Consider the following 16,222-nt stretch of genomic DNA (forward strand, 5'->3'; position numbering starts at 1 on the left):
AACCCGTGCTCCCTCAGCGGGTGAGGAGGTCGCGAACGGCCCTGACGACGTCCTCCGGTGCCTCCTCCGCCATGAAGTGGCCGCAGGAGACGGTGGAGTGGTGCAGGTCGGGCGCCCAGGCGCGCCAGCGCGCGGCGGCGTCGAAGCCCAGCGCCGCGCCCCAGTCCTGCTGGAGGACGGTCACCGGCATCCGCAGCCGGTTCCCGGCGTCGCGGTCCGCCTGGTCGTGGACGACGTCGATCCCGGCCGAGGCGCGGTAGTCGGCGACGACGGAGGGGACGGACGCGCGGGAGGCCGCCAGATACGCGGCCCGGATGTCGGCCGGGATCGCCCCCGGATCGCGCGTCCAGATGTCGAGGAAGTGGCCGAAGAATTCGTCCGCGCTCGCGCCGATCATCCGCTCGGGCAGACCGGGCGGCTGGGCCATCAGATAGAGGTGGAAGCCGACGGCGGCGCCGGTGCCGTGCATCACGTCCCAGGTGTCGAGGGTGGGCAGGACGTCGAGCGAGGCGAGGTGGGTGATCACCTCCGGGTGGTCGAGGGCCGTCCGGATCGCCACGAGCGCGCCGCGGTCGTGACCGGCCAGTGCGAACCGCTCGTGCCCCAGGGCACGGGCGAGCGCGACGGCGTCGGCGCCCATGGTGCGCTTGGCATACGTGACCCCACCGGCCTCGGCGTCCTCGGCGTCCTCGATGGGCTTGTCGCTCGCGCCGTAACCGCGCAGGTCGGGGCAGATGACGGTGTGGTGGGCGGCGAGTTCGACGGCGACGTGCCGCCACATGAGGTGGGTCTGCGGGAAGCCGTGCAGAAGCATGACCGGGCTGCCCGAGCCGCCGACGGCGACGTTGAGGGTGACGTCGTCGGCGACGGGGACGCGCCGGTAGGTGAAGCCGGGGATGGTGGGGTGCATGGTGCGCCCTTTCGTAGGGTGACGTGCGTGGCTTCGAGCCTGCGGGCCGCGAATCAGCACCGGGTCAGCAAAGGTGCGGGGCAGCGGTGGATCGGTCGTGGGTCGGCGTGGACGGGAGGCGAATGGAACGGGACGAGGTCCGGTTCGGCGTACTCGGCCCCGTGACCGCCGGGCGCGCCACCGGGGGCACCGCCGACGACCGGCGCGGCCCGATCGCCCTCAAGGGCCCGCGCCACCGCGCCGTACTGGCCCGTCTGATCGTCGCCCGCCGCCGTGTCGTCCCCGTCGCCCGGCTGGTCGCCGACCTGTGGGCGGACCCGCCGCCCGGCGCGGTCGGCGCCGTACAGACCTTCGTCGCCGACCTCCGCCGCGCCCTGGAACCAGGCCGTCCGCCCCGTGCCCCCGCCCGGCTGCTCGTCACCGAGGGCTCCGGTTACGCGCTGCGCGCCTCGCCGGACGCCGTCGACGCCTGGCGTTTCGAGACGGCGGTCGGCGAGGCCGCGGAGCTGCCGGCCGATCGGGCGCTGCCCCGGCTCGACGAGGCGCTGGAGCTGTGGCGGGGGCCCGCGTACGCGGACTTCGAGCACGAGCAGTGGGTACGGGGCGAGCGTGCCCGCCTCGCCGAACTGCGGCTCCGTTCGGTCGAGCGCAGGGCCGGCGCCCAGCTGGCCCTCGGCCGCGCCGCCGAAGCCGTCCCCGACCTGGACGCGCATCTGGCCGACCACCCCTGGCGCGAGGAGGCGTGGCGGCTGCTGGCGCTCGCGCTGTACCGGACGGACCGCCAGGGGGACGCGCTCGCCGTCCTGCGCCGGGCCCGGTCGACGTTGGTGGAGCAGCTCGGCGTGGATCCGGGGCCGGGGCTGCGCAGGCTGGAGGCGGACATCCTGGCGCAGGATCCGGCTCTCCGCGCCACCGCAGGGCAGGCGGGGCCCACCGAGACGGCCGCGCGCCTGTGGACACGGGCGGCGGCGGCGTACGACCGTACGGTCGCGGCCGGCGCCCGCGCCCGGCTGGAGACGACGGTGGGCCTGCTCCGCGACCTCGCGGTGACCGGTGGCGGCGGGCTGGCGGCCGTCCGTGAGCACCGCATGGCAGCCGTCGCCGCCGCCGAGGAGTTCGGCGACCCGGTACTGACCGGCCGGGTGATCGGCGCCTTCGACGTCCCCGCGATCTGGACCCGCGGCGACGATCCCGAACTGGCGCGGCAGATCGTCGCCGCCGCCGAACGCACCCTGGCCGCCCTGCCGCCGCGCGGCGTATCCGGTACGTACGACACGTACGACACGTACGGCGCGGTGCGCTGCCGGCTGCTGGCGACCGTCGCGGTCGAGACGCGCGGCTCGCACTCCTCGCGCGGCCCGCAGGCCGCGAGCCAGGCGGAGGCGATCGCCCGGTGCCTCGACGACCCGGCGCTGCTGGCGTTCGCGCTGAACGGCGCGTTCATGCAGTCCTTCACCCGTGCCGGTCTCGCACCCCGCCGCGCCGAAATCGGCGCGGAGCTGGTCGAGTTGGGATCCCGGCACGGACTGGTGACCTACGAGGTCCTCGGTCGTCTGATCGGCCTTCAGGCGCACGGCGCGCTCGGCGACTTCCGGTCGGCCGACGCCCACGCCACCGCCGCCGACCGCCTGGCGGCCCGCCACGAACTCCCGCTCGTGGGCGTCTTCACCCGGTGGTACGGCGCCTTGCGCCTGGCTGCTTCCGGTGACCTCACCGGGGCCTGGCGGGCGTACGAGTCCGCCGCCGCCGACCTCCCGGGCGCTGGCATGCCGGGCCTGACCCACGGCCTCCTGCCCCTGGCCCTGTTGTCGCTGCACCTCGCCGACGGCCCGCGCGTTCCGCCGCGCGACGCGGTCGACCCGGCGGCGGACTGGGGCCCGTACCGCCCCTGGATCGCCCCGCTCGCCGCTCTCGCCTCGGGCGACCGCGCCGCCGCCCGCACCGCACTGCGCGCGCTGCCGGACCCGCCCCGCGATCTGCTGTACGAGGCGTGCTGCTGTCTGGAGGCGACGGCGGCGCTGGAGCTGGGCGATCGCGCCGTGCTCATCCGCGCCCGCGAGCGCCTGCTGCCCGCGTCCGCCGAACTCGCGGGCGCGGGCAGCGGGTTGCTCACCCTCGGCCCGGTGAGCGGCTATCTCTCGGCGATCACCTCGGCGCTGCGGGACTGAGTTCCGGCGGCGCTACGGGACCGGGTTCCGGAACGTGCGCCGGTAGGTGTCAGGTGGCACGCCGAGGGCGCGGTGGAAGTGGCGGCGCAAGGTGGCCGCCGTACCCATACCGGTGCGGGAGGCGATGAGTTCGATGCTGTCGTCGGTGGTTTCGAGCAGTTCCCGCGCGCGGTGGATGCGCCGGGTGTGCAGCCAGCGCAGTGGGGTGACGCCCGTGGTGGCGGTGAAGCGCCGGGTCAGATTGCGGGTGCTCATGTTCGCCCGCCGGGCGAGGTCGGGCGCGGTCAGCGGCTCGTGCAGCCGCTCGTCCACCCAGTACAGCAGATCGGCGAGCACGTGGCGGGCGTCGGCGGCCACCGGCCCGGCGGCGGCCACCGCGGTGGTGGGCGACATCTCGAACCTGGCGGACCTCGACCGGCTGTACGACGCGGTCCGCGGCCGGGGCCGGGGCCGGGGGCTGGACGTGCTGTTCGCCAACGCCGCCGCCGCGTCGTTCGCGACGCTGGAGGAGGTCACCGAGGAGCACTTCGACGAGACCTTCGGCGTCAACGTCCGGGGCACGCTGTTCACCGTGCAGAAGGCGCTGCCGCTGCTCAACGACGGCGCGTCGGTGATCCTGAACTCCTCGGTCCGCGCCGACGACGGCGTCGAGGCGTTCGGCACGTACGCGGCCTCCAAGGCGGCGATCCGGTCCTTCGCCCGGACCTGGGCCAACGAGCTCAAGGGCCGCGGAATCCGGGTGAACGCGGTCTCCCCGGGCACCATCGACGCCCCCGGACTCGACGCCGTGGTCGCGGGGGACACGCCCCTCACCAAGTCGCGGTTCGCCGCGGGTGTCCCACTGGGCCGGATCGGGCGTTCTGACGAGGTCGCCGACGCGGTGGCGTTCCTGGCCTCGGAGCGGAGCAGCTTCGTCCTCGGGGCCAACCTGTACGTGGACGGCGGTGAGAACCAGTTCTGACCCGAGGCGGACCCGCCAGGACCCGCCAGGACCCGCCAGGACCCGCCAGGACCCGCCAGGACCCGCCATTGAACCGGGCGGGTCGGGGCGGGTCCGGGCGGGTCGCGCCGCGCCGCGCCGGGGGCGGTGGCCCTGCGCCGTCAGGTGGGGATGGGCTTGATCTTGCTGCAGTTCTTCCACTCCACCCACGGGCGGGCGCCGCCGTTCTTGGGCCCGGTGGCGTAGGTGGGGTTCCCGGTGATCGTCTGGGTCTTCTCCTCATGGGTGATGTCGATCCCGAAGAGTTTGAACCCGAGGGTGAACTGCCCGGCGGAGATGCCGAAGCCGATGCCCAGTGAGGCGTTCCACCAGTCGGTGTTGGCCTTGTAGTCGAGCCTGCTGAGCTTCCCCTTCTCGTGCAGGAGCCGTTCGAGCGGGCTCGCGTCGGGGCCCGGCACCTTGGCCGCGTCGGTGGGGGAGGGCAGCGGGTTCTTCGCGGGCTGGTCGCCGTTGCCCCGCAGCCAGTCCTCGACGAGGACGCTGTCGGCGTCGTTGTCGAGGATGAGTTCGGCCGTCTCCGTATGGATTAGCGACTGGGTCGATCCGCCACCGCCGCCGACATCGATCGTCACGGGACCGGCGTTGGCACCTCCCTCGACCTTGACGCCGCCACCGCCGCCGGCCTCCTCGCTGGTGGTGATCATCAGCTTCTCCGGGCGGTGCGGTTTGCCGTCCGCCTCCTCCTGGTCGTACGTCGCGGCGTCGTAGGTGACCGCCACCTGCTGCATCCGCTCGCCGATGGCGACCCCGCCCGCGCCGCCCGCCCCCTTGACGGTGAAGGTGTAGACGAAGGTGATCTTCCCGGCGTTGGGGCCGGTGTGCGCACGCATGACGACGACGTCCTCGGTCATCGTGCCGTTGGCCAGCTCGCCGGATATCTTCCCCAGATCCTTCGGGCCGTCGCCGGAGTCCTTGCCGCCCTTGCCGCTGCCCTTGAACTTCCCGCCGAAGTTCGCGTTGCCGGAGGCCTCCACGGAGGTCTTGGTGATGTCGACGTCCGGTGCCTTCTCCGGCGGCAGGTCGGGCTTCTTCTTCCCGGCGTGGTGGCCGCAGATCATGCCGAGCTCGGATGAACGGGGCCCGGCGGGGCGGGAGTTGCACTCGTCCTGGGCCTTCAGGTACTCGGTGAACTGCTTGGCGTCCGCCAGGTTCAGCTCCAGGTCCTTCTGCGGGTCGCCGGTCTTGTTCCCGGAGAAGAGCCACTGACCGCCGCTGCCGCTGCCCGCCAGATACGTGCCGCTCAGCTTGGCGCTGCCGCCCCAGTCCTCCAGGCCACGGATGCCCGCGGAGACGCTGGCCGTGACCCCGCCGCCCGTCTCGGTGATCCGCTCCAGGGTGACGGTGCCGTCGGACCACTGCTGGAGCTTGACCGTCTCCGAGCTGCTGATCTTGATGAAGAAGATCTGGACGACCACGGTGGTCTTGGTCTGTTCCTGGGACAGCAGACACCTCGTGGGCTCGAACGGGTCGCCGTTCGGTACGAAGGGGTCCCCGCCCTCGCCGCCGCCCCCGCCGCCCTCTCCCCCGTCCCCGCCGTCCGCGAAGTCGCCGGTGGCACACGCCTCGTCCCCGCTCAGCGGGTGCAGTACGCGGCACACCGCGCTCTTCAGCCCGGTCGCCTCCTCCTCGGGCAGGCTCAGACCGACGACAGCGAGCACGATCATGGACACGACCCCGAACACCGCGGCGTACTCCGCGCCGCTCTGTCCCCGGTCACGATGGAGCGGATCTCGCCGTCTCCGTATCCGGCTCCGTAGCCGCGGATACGCCTGCCAACACTGGAACCTGCGGGCCCTCTTCACCTGGTCTCCCACCTCACGCCGTCGTCACCCACCCCCGAGCGCGAGCAGCGTAAGGACAGGTCAGGGCCCACACGGCAGTGTCCACGGACCCAGCCGACGCGCCATCACGGCCGAACCGGCATACGTTCATCCCGCCGTTGACCGGCGACCTCCCACAGGCCCCCGGATGTTCCCCGTACGTACGCGGCGACGTCCCCGACGGCCGGCCGGCGGCCCGGTTCTGCCGCCGATCGCCCCCGGCGGTGCCGGAACGCGCTCCACAGGGTTGGGCCCCGGGTGGGCCCGCAGGCCCTTCGGTCGGGACTCCCCCGTACGTACGGGCGGGTCTCGGCCCTACGCGCCAGGCGGCGGCGACGGGGCTAGGGTTTACGCAAGGGGCGATCGGAACGCGGAATGCCAGGAACGCCATGAACCGACACCGCAGAGCGCCGGACAACACCCAGGAACTCCTCCTCACCCTGGGAAGCCTTGTCGACCAGGCGATGGAGAACATCAGACTCCAGCAGGCGCGGGCGGAACTCGGCATGGCGCTGCAGCGGAACATGCTCCCCTCCGAACTGCCCGATTTCCCGGGCGTCCGGCTGGCGGCCCGGTACTCGCCCTCGCAGGACGGTCTGGCCGTCGGCGGCGACTTCTACGACGCCTTCCCGATGAGCGACGGGGTGGCGGGGATGGCCATCGGCGATGTGCAGGGCCACGGGGTGGAGGCCGCCGCCTTCATGGGGGAGGCCCGCGCCAGCCTCCGGGCCCTCGCCAGCGTCACCAGTGACCCGGGGCAGGTGCTGACCAGCGCCAACGACCTGCTGATCTCGCTCGGTACCGACCTCTTCACCACCTGTTGCCTGCTGAGCTTCGCGCCGCGGACCGGTGATCTCGCCATCGCGCGGGCGGGCCACGTCCCGATGGTCTGGGGCACCGACGCGGGCGATTCGGGTGTGTCCCTGGACTCCGGCGGGGTTCCCCTCGGGATTCTGCCGGGCCAGCGGTACCCGGTGGCTCATCGACGCCTGACCCGGCCCGGTTACCTCGTCCTGGTGACCGACGGCGTCGTGGAAGGACCGGCCTTCCCGATCGAGGAGGGCCTGGCCGAGGTCGCCGGGCTGACGGGCGCCGGACGCGGCGTCGCCCCCGGCATCCTCGCGTCACGGGTGATCCGGGTGGCGGACCGCACCGGGCACGACGACGACGCGGCCGTTCTCGTCGTCCGCCACGACGGTCCGCCGGACGCCCGGTAGCCGCCGGCAGCGCGGTGGCGTCGGCGCGTCCGTCCGAGCAGCGGGACCCGGGGTGGTGTCTGATGCTGATGTGGTGGACAGCGCACGACTGGGGCGGCACGGACCCACCGTCCTGACGATCCTGGCGGTCGCCGCCCTCTACTACGCGACCGCCCGCCTGGGGCTGCTCCAGCAGCTGGTACGGGGCCAGGTCACGCCCCTGTGGCCGCCGACCGGTATCTCCGTCGCCGCCCTGCTCCTGTTCGGCAAGCGCGTCTGGCCCGGCATCGCCGTCGGCGCCCTCGCCGTCAACGCCACCATCGGCCCCACGGCCTGGTCCGTACTGGCGATCGTCGTCGGCAACACCCTCACCCCGGTCTGCTCCTACCTGCTGCTGAACCGGGCCGGCTTCCACAACGACCTCGACCGCCTACGGGACGCGGTGGCCCTGGTGTTCCTCGGCGCCCTGGGCCCCACGCTGATCAGCGCGACCATCGGCAGCGGCACACTCTTCCTGTCCGGGGCACTGTCTGCCGACGGCTTCTGGCCGACCTGGTCCGTGTGGTGGACGGGCGACGCCATGGGCGTGCTGGTGGTCACCCCGTTCCTGCTCGTGATCCGCTGGGCACGGTGGCCACCCGCCGTCGGCCCCCTGATCTGGGCGGAGGCGGCGGCACTGGCGGCGTCCACCCTCGCCGTGGCCTACCTGGCCACCAACGCCGGCAACTCTTCCCTGCTCTTCCTCGTCTTCCCGTTCCTGATCTGGGCCTCGTTCCGCTTCGAACGCGCGGGCGCCGCACCCTGCGCCCTGGCCGTCTCCACCCTCGCGATCCTCGCCTCGGGCCGGATGACCGGCCCGTTCGAGCACCACAATCTCCTCACCAACATGGTCACGCTCCAGGCGTTCAACGGCACGGTCTCCCTCACCGGCCTGGTCCTCACAACGGTGGTCACCGAACGGAACCGCACCCACGAGGAGATCGAGCGCCTGTGCGCGCAACTCTCCAACGCGGTCACCCGCCAGTCGACAAAATCCCGTCAGGTTCCCCCCAGCCCCTGAGCCGAACCCGAACCACCCGCCCCGCAGCGCTCCCTGTCGGTCCGTCCGGGGGTGGCACCCGCCGGGCGGGGCCGCATCTGAACCAATGTCAAAAGGTTTCTCCTGCATTGGTGGGTCAGTTTCCTGATCACGAGGTTTCTACGCCGCCGCGTCGAAGGAGGTCTGCCGCGCTGTCGTGCGCCGGGCAGCCGAAGCGGGGCTGCGCCGGCCGCGTGAGGACGTGCTGCGCCGACGCCGCTCGGGGGCCGGAGCGGTGATCGTCACGGGAATACCGGAAGGGGCTTGGGCTCCGGTGATCCGGCTGAGCGCTTCATCGCCGGAGCGGACCTGGGTGGTCCGGGGCACGATGCCGGCCGCTGCCATGAGGCGCGTCATGTCCCGGCGCTGGTTGGGGGTGACCAGGGTGACGACGCTGCCGGATTCCCCGGCCCGCGCGGTTCGGCCGCCGCGGTGGAGGTAGTCCTTGTGGTCGGTCGGCGGGTCGATATTGACGACGAGGTCGAGGTCGTCGACGTGGATGCCGCGGGCGGCGACGTTCGTGGCCACGAGCACGGTGACGTGCCCGGTCTTGAACTGGGCCAGGGTCCGGGTGCGCTGCGGCTGTGACTTCCCGCCGTGCAGGGCGGCGGCCCGCACCCCGCTGTCCAGCAGGTCTTGTGTCAGCCGGTCGACAGCGTGCTTGGCGTCCAGGAACATGATCACCCTGCCTTCGCGGGCCGCGATCTCCGTCGTCGTCCGGTGCTTGTCGGCGCCGTGGACGTGCAGCACGTGGTGCTCCATCGTGGTGACCGCGCCCGCGGACGGGTCGACGGAGTGGACAACCGGGTCGGTGAGGTAACGGCGGACCAGGCGGTCGACGTTACGGTCGAGGGTGGCGGAGAACAGCATCCGCTGGCCCTCGGGGCGTACCTGGTCGAGGAGTGCGGTGACCTGGGGCATGAAGCCCATGTCGGCCATCTGGTCGGCCTCGTCCAGGACGGTGATCGCTACCTGGTCGAGCCGGCAGTCGCCGCGGTCGATGAGGTCCTTGAGCCGGCCCGGCGTCGCCACGACGACCTCGGCACCACCGCGCAGCGCGTTGGCCTGCCTGCCGATCGACATCCCGCCGACGACGGTGGCCAGGCGCAGCCTCACCGAGCGGGCGTAGGGGGTGAGTGCGTCGGTCACCTGCTGTGCCAGCTCACGCGTCGGCACGAGGACCAGGGCCAGCGGCTGGCGGGGCTCGGCGCGCTGACCGGCGGTGCGGGCCAGCAGGGCCAGGCCGAAGGCGAGGGTCTTGCCGGAGCCGGTGCGCCCGCGTCCCAGGGCGTCGCGGCCCGCGAGGGTGTTGGGCAGGGTGGCGCCCTGGATCGGGAACGGGACGCTCACGCCTTGCTCGGTCAGGGTGGCCAGCAGTTGGGCGGGCATGTCGAGGTCGGCGAACCTCTCGACCGCGGGCAACGCGGGCGTGATCGTCTCAGGCAGGGCGAACTCTCCCTGAACCGCCGCGGGCCGTCGGCCGTGGCTGCCCGAGCGGCCCGTCCCGCCCGAACGGGTCGGTGCGGGCGAGCCGAAGCGGGCGCCCCGCCTCGACCCGGCGGTGGACCCGTAAGCGGGGCCTTCGGTCCGGCGGGGGCGGGAGGAGCGGGCGTTCGTACGTGTGGGGTTCATCGAGAACCTTCCTTGATACGGCGCGCATCAAGGAATTCCCGCAGCGAAAGAGTGGCGCGGGGAATCACAAGAACGAACCGAGTGGAATGCGAAAAGCGAATGTGGTTTGCAGTGGTTCCGGCGCGGGACGCACGCGATGAAATAGGTGACGTCATGTGGACGTGAAAATCCATACCTCGACCCGCGCAGCTCCGAAAAGGTGCGCACCCCTGAAGACGGGACTGCGGGCGGCGCTGTTCCACAGGTGACACCGCTGCGGGAAATGCCCGTAGCTGGGGCCCACACCCCTCGGGGTGTGGGCCCCAGCTACGAAGTGAACGTCAGACGGGAACGATGTTCTCGGCCGTCGGGCCCTTCTGGCCCGTCGCGATGTCGAAGGTGACCTTCTGACCTTCGAGCAGCTCGCGGAAGCCCTCGGCGGCGATGTTCGAGAAGTGGGCGAACACGTCAGCGCCGCCGTCGTCCTGCTCGATGAAGCCGAAGCCCTTGGCCGCGTTGAACCACTTCACTGTTCCAGATGCCATGTCATATCTCCTTCAGGGGCAGTACGCCGGGACCCGTGGTGCACGGATGCCGGGTCGCCGCGATGATGCCCCGCCCGGAGAACAACCGGAAATACAATGAAGCTTCCGTCGGCCGAAAATGCCCACGAAGAAGCTTGAAGTTTTGGGAACCACAACTGCAACTTGGATGGACAGTAGCATGAGGTGGCGACGCGTGTGCGGTGAATTTGTTCGCTCCGCCGGTTGCCGTAAAAAGACTCCCCGCAGTGCGCGTTAAACTCTCATCTCGCGGTTATAGATATTGCCCCGCCCGGACGGCAGCGTTTCAGAAAAAGCTCGCACTGTTCAGGCTCGGGGGGACCCGTAATCCGGTGGCCACCGTCTCGCCCGGCATCCGCCCCATCGGCCCGTGGCCGGTCTGGACACAGGTCGGAGCGGCGGGCAGTAGTGAGAGACGCCCCGGCGCCGCACCCTGACAGGCTGTGCGATGACCCGCCGGATTCCGGCGGGCGCGCTGCCTCAAGCGAGGGACGGACCCACCCCTTTGGCGGCGTTGCGGTATTCCGCGTTGATGCGCTGGGCTTCCTCGAGCTGGTCTTCGAGGATGACGATGCGGCAGGCGGCCTCGATGGGGGTGCCCTGGTCGACGAGCTCCCGGGCGCGGGCGGCGATGCGCAGCTGGTAGCGGGAGTAGCGCCGGTGGCCGCCCTCGGAGCGCAGCGGGGTGATGAGGCGGGCTTCGCCGATGGCGCGGAGGAAGCCCTGGGTGGTGCCGAGCATTTCCGCGGCCCGGCCCATCGTGTAGGCGGGGTAGTCGTCGTCATCGAGCCGGCTGAACGAGTCGTCTGCTGTCATCTGCACCTCTCTGGCACGCGTTGAGGGGCCTTGGTGCCATATGGCACCAAGGCCCCGAAGGAACTGCTACACCATCTGCCGGCCCTGTTCCGGCGCCGGCCTTCTGTTTCCGCCGACCCGACCTGGAAGTTGCCGGGGTTGCGGGGATCGCGGTTGCTTGACCGGAGACCACCTCGCTATCGATGTCCTGCGGTACCCGGGCTCATTGATTACACCCGGGCGATCCTGATGGCGCTCGGCTCCTCCGTTCTTCCCTCTGGGATCAATTCACACAACTACTGCTGGTACTGCGAACTGCTCTGTACTACTGGTGATGCGAACTGCTGGTGACCTGAGTAAGCGCCACTCTCCGGCAGCCAGCCCCGTCGCCCGTCCTGCGTCTGCTCTGGCTTAGAACCCCACTGCCGAACTACCCGGCACGCGCGCCCGCAGCCGACGCCTTCACCGAGGTGCTGCTCATTCACTTCACTGCTGTTACCGCACTTGCTTCACTTCGGTACTGCTCGTGGCGGCCCCTGATCACTGCGGGCCACCCGGTCCGGCCGCCAGTCCCGTCACCGTCCTGCAATCGCTATGGCTTCGAAACTCCACTGCCGCACCGTCCTGCGTACTGCGACTTCCGTACTGCTGCCCGGCAGTTCGTCTCTGCCGGGCCCTGCTGTCTCTCTGGGCTACGAGAGAAACCATAACCACATCGCCACCCAATGTCTACTCCGGCCGACATAGATTTCTGTGCACCGATCAGGGAGATAGTCGGCCACGACCGCAGACGGGGGCATCCCGTGGCCCCACTCCGGCCGGGGACACCCGCTCCGAGCTGCGCCGTCACGCCGGCCTCGATGCCGCGAGCACCGCAGCTTCCACTTCTGACCGCGCGAATAACCAGCCGGACACACTCCCCAGCGGGCACCCCATACGTTGGCTGGCAGACGTTCCAGGATGTCCTGGAGAAGGCGAGGTACTCGCCAGCCCCGGTTGAGGACCGCAGCGTCGCCGACAAGGCGTTCACGCAGGTCGGCACTCACCAAAGCTGAGGTCCGTCAGACCTTCGGGCCAGGCAGGGGACGCCTTCGCGTTGCCCGCAACCGGCGTCCCGGCCACCGACCGCCGCAACCCGCGCAACCAGCCACCGCCGAGCGCCGGCAGACACCATGCTGGTGGCCCGACCAGCGAGGGAGACACCATGAACCTCCGGTTCATCGGCACCACCTCCGAGCACGGCAACTGACCGACCCTTGTACGAGACCGAGACCGGAGACATCGTCGTCCAGGGCGACCGCCTCACGGACCCCGAAGCCCTGGGACAACTACGCGACGTCGCCGATCATGAGACGTTCGTGGTCATCCCTCGTGAGTTGCTGTCCCGTTTCGCCCCGAAGGAGTGACGTCGCCTCTGATCCCGTTCGACGAAATCACCCACCTTTTCTCGGAGTTCGAGCACACCGCATTCCGTCTGGAGACCCGCCGCGGCTACGCCACCGACCGGGACGGCGCCCTATACCAGGCGTTCATGCGCGGCGTGATGCCCGATGTCGAGCCCGATCACCCGTGGAACGTCAACGTCCGTGCCAAGGCCGACCAGCGCGCGGTTCTCCCGGGTGGGGATCATCGACACCCCGCCCACGGACGGGCAGCGGTTCCTCATGGCCACCGCCGCCGGGGGTGTAGCGGCCGGCGAGGACATCCGGGTCCTCACCCGGGCCGAGGCCGAACATCTGGAACTCCCGGACTATGACCTGTGGCTGTTCGACTCCCGGACCCTGGTGCGGATGCACATCGACGGAAGCGAAACAACGATCGGCGTGGAGCTGATCACCGATCGGGGCCGGGTCCTCTCGGCGTGCAAGGCCCGTGACGCGGCCACGGCCGCCGCGCGTTCTTCTGCCGAGGTGTGGGCGCAGGTACGTTCAACGGTGTGAGCAGCGACTTTCACAGTGCCGGAGCGACCCTCGGCGCGCGCGCCTGCGGGAGCTGCGCGCCGAAGCCGGGCTCAGCGGCAAGGACCTCGCCGAACGCCTTGGCTGGCAGCGCTCGAAGGTGTCCCGGCTGGAGACGGGGAAGCAGACCGCGACGGAGACCGACCTCGAAACGTGGGCCGGCGTCACCAACCCTGAGCAGGCCGCGGACCTGGAGTCCCGACGACGGGGCCTGCTGTCGCAGCAACGCAACTGGCGGCGCCGGCTTGCGGGCGGCCATGCACCGGTCCAGGACCGGTACGTGATCGAGTTCCAGGGCACCGGGACGATGCGCGGCTATGAAGCCACAGTCATCCCCGGCCTGTTCCAGGCCCCGGACTACGCGCGCCATCTGCTGGTCAAGAATGCGGAGTTGATGAAGTCGCCCCGGGATACGGAGGCGGCGGTCACCGGCCGGATGAAGCGCCAAGAGGTCCTGTACGAGGTGGGCAAGCGGTTCCGGGTCCTGATCTGGGAAGGGGCGCTGCATGCGCTGATCTGCCCGCGTGAGGCGACGGCCGGCCAACCGGACCGCCTCGTGGGTCTGATCGGGATGAGCACGGTGGAGCTGGGGATCGTCCCGATGGGCGTCCCATTGCCGATCACCCCGAAGCATGCCTTCTGGATTTACGACGAGCAGCGGGTCGTGGTCGAGACGATCGGCACGGAGTTGCAGTACGACACCCCGGACGATGTGGACCTGTACGGGCGGGTGTGGGACCAGCTCGACAGTGCGGCGGTGTACGGGCCGCAGGCGCACCGGTTGATCGCGCGGGCGCGGAACGGATTGTTCCGACCGTAGCAACCGGCCTCAACCCGGCGGTGGGGTCGCGCAATCGGGCGCAATCGGCACGACGGTGCGGGAGGCCGGTTCCTACGGTCCCCGTATGACTACCGCGACCCGCACTCTCGCCGTCACTGCTGAGCCCGACCCCCACGTGCGGTACCACCGCGGATCCGGCTGGCCCTCGTCCCGGCTCCGGCCCCTGGCGCTGTCACCGTCCGAGGAGAGGTTCTCAGCCTCCGGCCCGGAGAAGCTGGCCCGGCGCGAGCGGAGGGTCGAGCAGTGACCGCGGCGACCGTGACCGGAGCGCTCGCCTCGGTCCCTGCGGTGGAGACACTGACGGCCCGCCAGCAGCGGGGCGCGGACTGCGACCCGCCTGGGGTGGCAGTACCGCCCCCAAAGCTCCGGTCGGCCGGCCCGGCAGCGCGTCACGGTTACCGGTGGAGCGCCGGCGGATGAGATCGACGGTGTGATCCCGCGTACGGACCCGGCCCGCGCGGTTCAGGAGCACGCGTCAAGGTGCACCACGTGCGCGCTGCTCAGGAGCACCGGCGCGTACTGCCGGCAGGCCGGGCGCCTGCGCGAAGAAGCCGGGCGATGGCGCACGGTCGTGCGCGCACACGGCGCGACTTCCCCTTGGGGGACTCGGCCTACGCCCACTGACCCTCGTCACGGCCGTGACTCCGACCAAGAAACCCCGGCCGAGCGACAACGGCGGCTACCGCGTCAGCTGACACATCCGGAGGGCCCGTTCCGGGAGGCCGGGGCGGGCCCGTCCGTCACGAGGGGAACAGACCAGTGCCAAGAACTGTGACGGGGGCCGGCCGGGTCACCGTGCTGCCGCTGCCGCACACGTGGCCCGACCGGTACGGCGTCCTCGCCTACACCACAAGCGGGGAGTTCGGAGACACCGCGATCGTCGGCTACGTCACGATCGTCGACATCCCTGACATGTCCCTGATGGACATCGCCGAACAGCACCAGCCGGCGCGTCTGTGCGGCTCTGCCGCAGGCGCTCGCTTCACCGAGGCGTGCTGGCTGATCTGCGTGGGCTGGTCCGGTCGCACCATCCCCAAGCCCGGCACCCTCGAACTTCCCCACGCGGCTTGGTCGCTGGAGGTCGACAGGACCACGGAACTGGGCATGACGATGTACGGGCACGACCGCCTGAGCGTCGGCCGGATCACCCTGGACGACCCCGATCTCATGGCGCGGGCACCAGGCGTGCTGGCCCCCGATTCCCGGATTGCGGCGAGCGTGTGATCCCAGCGCCGCACCGTCGTTGGGTAACCAGGAGCTGATCCGATGGAGTGGACAGACCCTCGGTACACGGACGCGGTCGCCCTGTACAGAGCGGCGAAAGCCGCAGCCCCCGCCCCGGCGGCGCGCAGCGGCCGGTCCCGGAAGAGGGGCGACTCGTTCGTCATCGTCGTTGACCCGGCGGCCATGAAGCCTCACGCCGTCGCCCGCTGAGACCGCCCCGGCCGCGGCTGAGCGACGACACAGCTTGGCATCCCCGCCGATGCTCAGCACTCGCCACATGATGGCCCTTAACGGCGTCTCGAACTGGACGGTGAACCGCCGGGTGCAGGCAGGCTGCCCGGTGGAACCCATGAGGTCGCGGGGAAAACGCTTCGATCCGACAGTTGTACGCGCCAGGCAGAGGGCGGGAGAGCCGCATGTCGAGGAAGGCTGAGCGCCTCACCGACCTCCCTGTTGGACTCCTACCTCTGCTCTCGATGCGCCAGTTGGCGACGTACTACGGCGTCTCGGGCTGGACAGTCCTCCAGTGGGTGGGTCAGGGCCGGAATGCCCGTCGAACGTCTTCCGACCGCCGGCGCGAAGAACCAGACGCGCCGCTTCGCCCGGCAGAGGTCCGCGCTTGGATGACGGTGGCAGGTACAGATGGTTGAGCGCCCGAGTGTGCTTCTAAGTGGGACGCCGCACGCCGTACGCCAGATGCGCCACCGGGGCGTCGGCCCGATGGGGACGCGCGTCGGACGCGAGGTTCTGTGTCGCCGCGAGGTGGTGCACGCCTGGCTGGTCGCGCTGGAGCAGGCGGACCCGTTGGCGCAGCGCTCCGCCGGGGCCTCGTCGCCTCATGATCGTTTGCACTTCGATGGAGCATCGATGGAGCGAGTGTCCGAAATGGGCTCGAACATGAGGCGACCCCAGCTCTGAAAACCTCTCTGAGCTGGGGTCTAGCGGTAGGCCGTGTGGGACTCGAACCCACAACCAACGGATTAAAAGTCCGCTGCTCTGCCAATTGAGCTAACGGCCCTCGACGAGTCATCCACGAGCATAGCCCGCCGGGGGCGGCG

12 protein-coding genes, 1 tRNA gene and 5 pseudogenes are annotated in these 16,222 nt (G+C 70.7%); 10 read left to right on the plus strand and 8 right to left on the minus strand.

Going from position 1 to position 16,222, the window contains the following annotated elements; all coding sequences use genetic code 11:
• Positions 1-13: 13 nt before the first annotated feature.
• Positions 14-910, minus strand: a complete 897-nt coding sequence (locus tag SSPS47_RS15350; RefSeq protein WP_164251608.1) for an alpha/beta hydrolase — start codon at positions 908-910, stop codon at positions 14-16.
• A gap of 122 nt (positions 911-1,032) precedes the next feature.
• Between SSPS47_RS15350 and SSPS47_RS15355 the strand changes: the two genes are divergently transcribed.
• Positions 1,033-3,078 carry an AfsR/SARP family transcriptional regulator gene (locus tag SSPS47_RS15355; protein ID WP_164251609.1) on the plus strand — a complete coding sequence of 682 codons (2,046 nt, stop codon included), beginning with the start codon at positions 1,033-1,035 and terminating at the stop codon, positions 3,076-3,078.
• Between the two features lie 12 nt (positions 3,079-3,090).
• Here SSPS47_RS15355 and SSPS47_RS15360 read toward each other — a convergent pair.
• A pseudogene (locus tag SSPS47_RS15360) lies at positions 3,091-3,411 on the minus strand (helix-turn-helix domain-containing protein); the annotation flags it as partial.
• 10 nt (positions 3,412-3,421) lie between these two features.
• On the opposite strand from SSPS47_RS15360, the pseudogene SSPS47_RS15365 reads away from it, so the two are divergent.
• Positions 3,422-4,039 (plus strand): annotated as a pseudogene (locus tag SSPS47_RS15365) (SDR family oxidoreductase); the annotation flags it as partial.
• Between the two features lie 140 nt (positions 4,040-4,179).
• Here the strand turns inward: SSPS47_RS15365 and SSPS47_RS15370 are convergent.
• On the minus strand, positions 4,180-5,760 hold the full coding sequence (locus SSPS47_RS15370; protein ID WP_164251611.1) for a hypothetical protein: 1,581 nt from the start codon (positions 5,758-5,760) through the stop codon (positions 4,180-4,182).
• 527 nt (positions 5,761-6,287) lie between these two features.
• Here SSPS47_RS15370 and SSPS47_RS15375 point away from each other — a divergent pair.
• Entirely contained in the window at positions 6,288-7,115 is an 828-nt protein-coding gene (locus SSPS47_RS15375; protein WP_164251612.1) for a PP2C family protein-serine/threonine phosphatase, read from the plus strand.
• 73 nt (positions 7,116-7,188) lie between these two features.
• On the plus strand, positions 7,189-8,154 hold the full coding sequence (locus SSPS47_RS15380; RefSeq protein ID WP_164251613.1) for an MASE1 domain-containing protein: 966 nt from the start codon (positions 7,189-7,191) through the stop codon (positions 8,152-8,154).
• Positions 8,155-8,292: 138 nt separating this feature from the next.
• Here SSPS47_RS15380 and SSPS47_RS15385 read toward each other — a convergent pair whose 3' ends face one another.
• The 3 genes from SSPS47_RS15385 to SSPS47_RS15395 all read right to left on the minus strand — a co-directional run bounded on the left by SSPS47_RS15385 (position 8,293) and on the right by SSPS47_RS15395 (position 11,162).
• Positions 8,293-9,804 carry a DEAD/DEAH box helicase gene (locus tag SSPS47_RS15385; RefSeq protein WP_164251614.1) on the minus strand — a complete coding sequence of 504 codons (1,512 nt, stop codon included), beginning with the start codon at positions 9,802-9,804 and terminating at the stop codon, positions 8,293-8,295.
• A 320-nt stretch (positions 9,805-10,124) separates the two neighbouring features.
• Positions 10,125-10,328, minus strand: coding sequence for a cold-shock protein (locus SSPS47_RS15390; RefSeq protein ID WP_147878055.1), 204 nt, complete (start codon positions 10,326-10,328; stop codon positions 10,125-10,127).
• A gap of 498 nt (positions 10,329-10,826) precedes the next feature.
• On the minus strand, positions 10,827-11,162 hold the full coding sequence (locus SSPS47_RS15395; protein ID WP_164251615.1) for a MerR family transcriptional regulator: 336 nt from the start codon (positions 11,160-11,162) through the stop codon (positions 10,827-10,829).
• 1,183 nt (positions 11,163-12,345) lie between these two features.
• Between SSPS47_RS15395 and SSPS47_RS36215 the strand changes: the two are divergent.
• The 6 genes and pseudogenes from SSPS47_RS36215 to SSPS47_RS15420 all read left to right on the plus strand — a co-directional run bounded on the left by SSPS47_RS36215 (position 12,346) and on the right by SSPS47_RS15420 (position 15,164).
• Positions 12,346-12,547: pseudogene (locus SSPS47_RS36215) on the plus strand (hypothetical protein).
• Positions 12,544-12,684 (plus strand): annotated as a pseudogene (locus tag SSPS47_RS36220) (DUF6879 family protein); the annotation flags it as partial. The pseudogenes SSPS47_RS36215 and SSPS47_RS36220, both read left to right, overlap by 4 nt.
• Before the next feature lie 43 nt (positions 12,685-12,727).
• A complete protein-coding gene (locus tag SSPS47_RS36225; protein WP_343234924.1) occupies positions 12,728-13,081 on the plus strand; it encodes a DUF6879 family protein in 354 nt (117 codons plus the stop codon).
• Positions 13,078-13,919: pseudogene (locus SSPS47_RS15410) on the plus strand (helix-turn-helix transcriptional regulator). Before SSPS47_RS36225 ends, SSPS47_RS15410 begins: the two are co-directional and overlap by 4 nt.
• Before the next feature lie 85 nt (positions 13,920-14,004).
• Entirely contained in the window at positions 14,005-14,187 is a 183-nt protein-coding gene (locus SSPS47_RS15415; protein WP_164251616.1) for a hypothetical protein, read from the plus strand.
• 512 nt (positions 14,188-14,699) lie between these two features.
• Positions 14,700-15,164, plus strand: coding sequence for a hypothetical protein (locus SSPS47_RS15420; RefSeq protein ID WP_164251617.1), 465 nt, complete (start codon positions 14,700-14,702; stop codon positions 15,162-15,164).
• Between the two features lie 666 nt (positions 15,165-15,830).
• Here SSPS47_RS15420 and SSPS47_RS15425 read toward each other — a convergent pair.
• Together SSPS47_RS15425 and SSPS47_RS15430 are read right to left on the minus strand one after the other, a co-directional pair.
• Positions 15,831-16,004, minus strand: coding sequence for a hypothetical protein (locus SSPS47_RS15425; protein WP_164251618.1), 174 nt, complete (start codon positions 16,002-16,004; stop codon positions 15,831-15,833).
• A gap of 105 nt (positions 16,005-16,109) precedes the next feature.
• Positions 16,110-16,182: transfer RNA gene (locus tag SSPS47_RS15430), tRNA-Lys, on the minus strand.
• Between the last annotated feature and the right edge of the window lie 40 nt (positions 16,183-16,222).

The organism is Streptomyces sp. S4.7 (genome assembly GCF_010384365.1).
Taxonomy (GTDB): Bacteria; Actinomycetota; Actinomycetes; order Streptomycetales; family Streptomycetaceae; genus Streptomyces.

Coding starts and splice junctions, on each gene's coding strand:
- SSPS47_RS15350 (WP_164251608.1), bottom strand. CDS start 910: ATGCACCCCACCATCCCCGGCTTCACCTACCGGCGCGTCCCCGTCGCC.
- SSPS47_RS15355 (WP_164251609.1), top strand. CDS start 1,033: ATGGAACGGGACGAGGTCCGGTTCGGCGTACTCGGCCCCGTGACCGCC.
- SSPS47_RS15375 (WP_164251612.1), top strand. CDS start 6,288: ATGAACCGACACCGCAGAGCGCCGGACAACACCCAGGAACTCCTCCTC.
- SSPS47_RS15385 (WP_164251614.1), bottom strand. CDS start 9,804: ATGAACCCCACACGTACGAACGCCCGCTCCTCCCGCCCCCGCCGGACC.
- SSPS47_RS15390 (WP_147878055.1), bottom strand. CDS start 10,328: ATGGCATCTGGAACAGTGAAGTGGTTCAACGCGGCCAAGGGCTTCGGC.
- SSPS47_RS15395 (WP_164251615.1), bottom strand. CDS start 11,162: ATGACAGCAGACGACTCGTTCAGCCGGCTCGATGACGACGACTACCCC.
- SSPS47_RS15415 (WP_164251616.1), top strand. CDS start 14,005: ATGACTACCGCGACCCGCACTCTCGCCGTCACTGCTGAGCCCGACCCC.
- SSPS47_RS15425 (WP_164251618.1), bottom strand. CDS start 16,004: ATGAGGCGACGAGGCCCCGGCGGAGCGCTGCGCCAACGGGTCCGCCTG.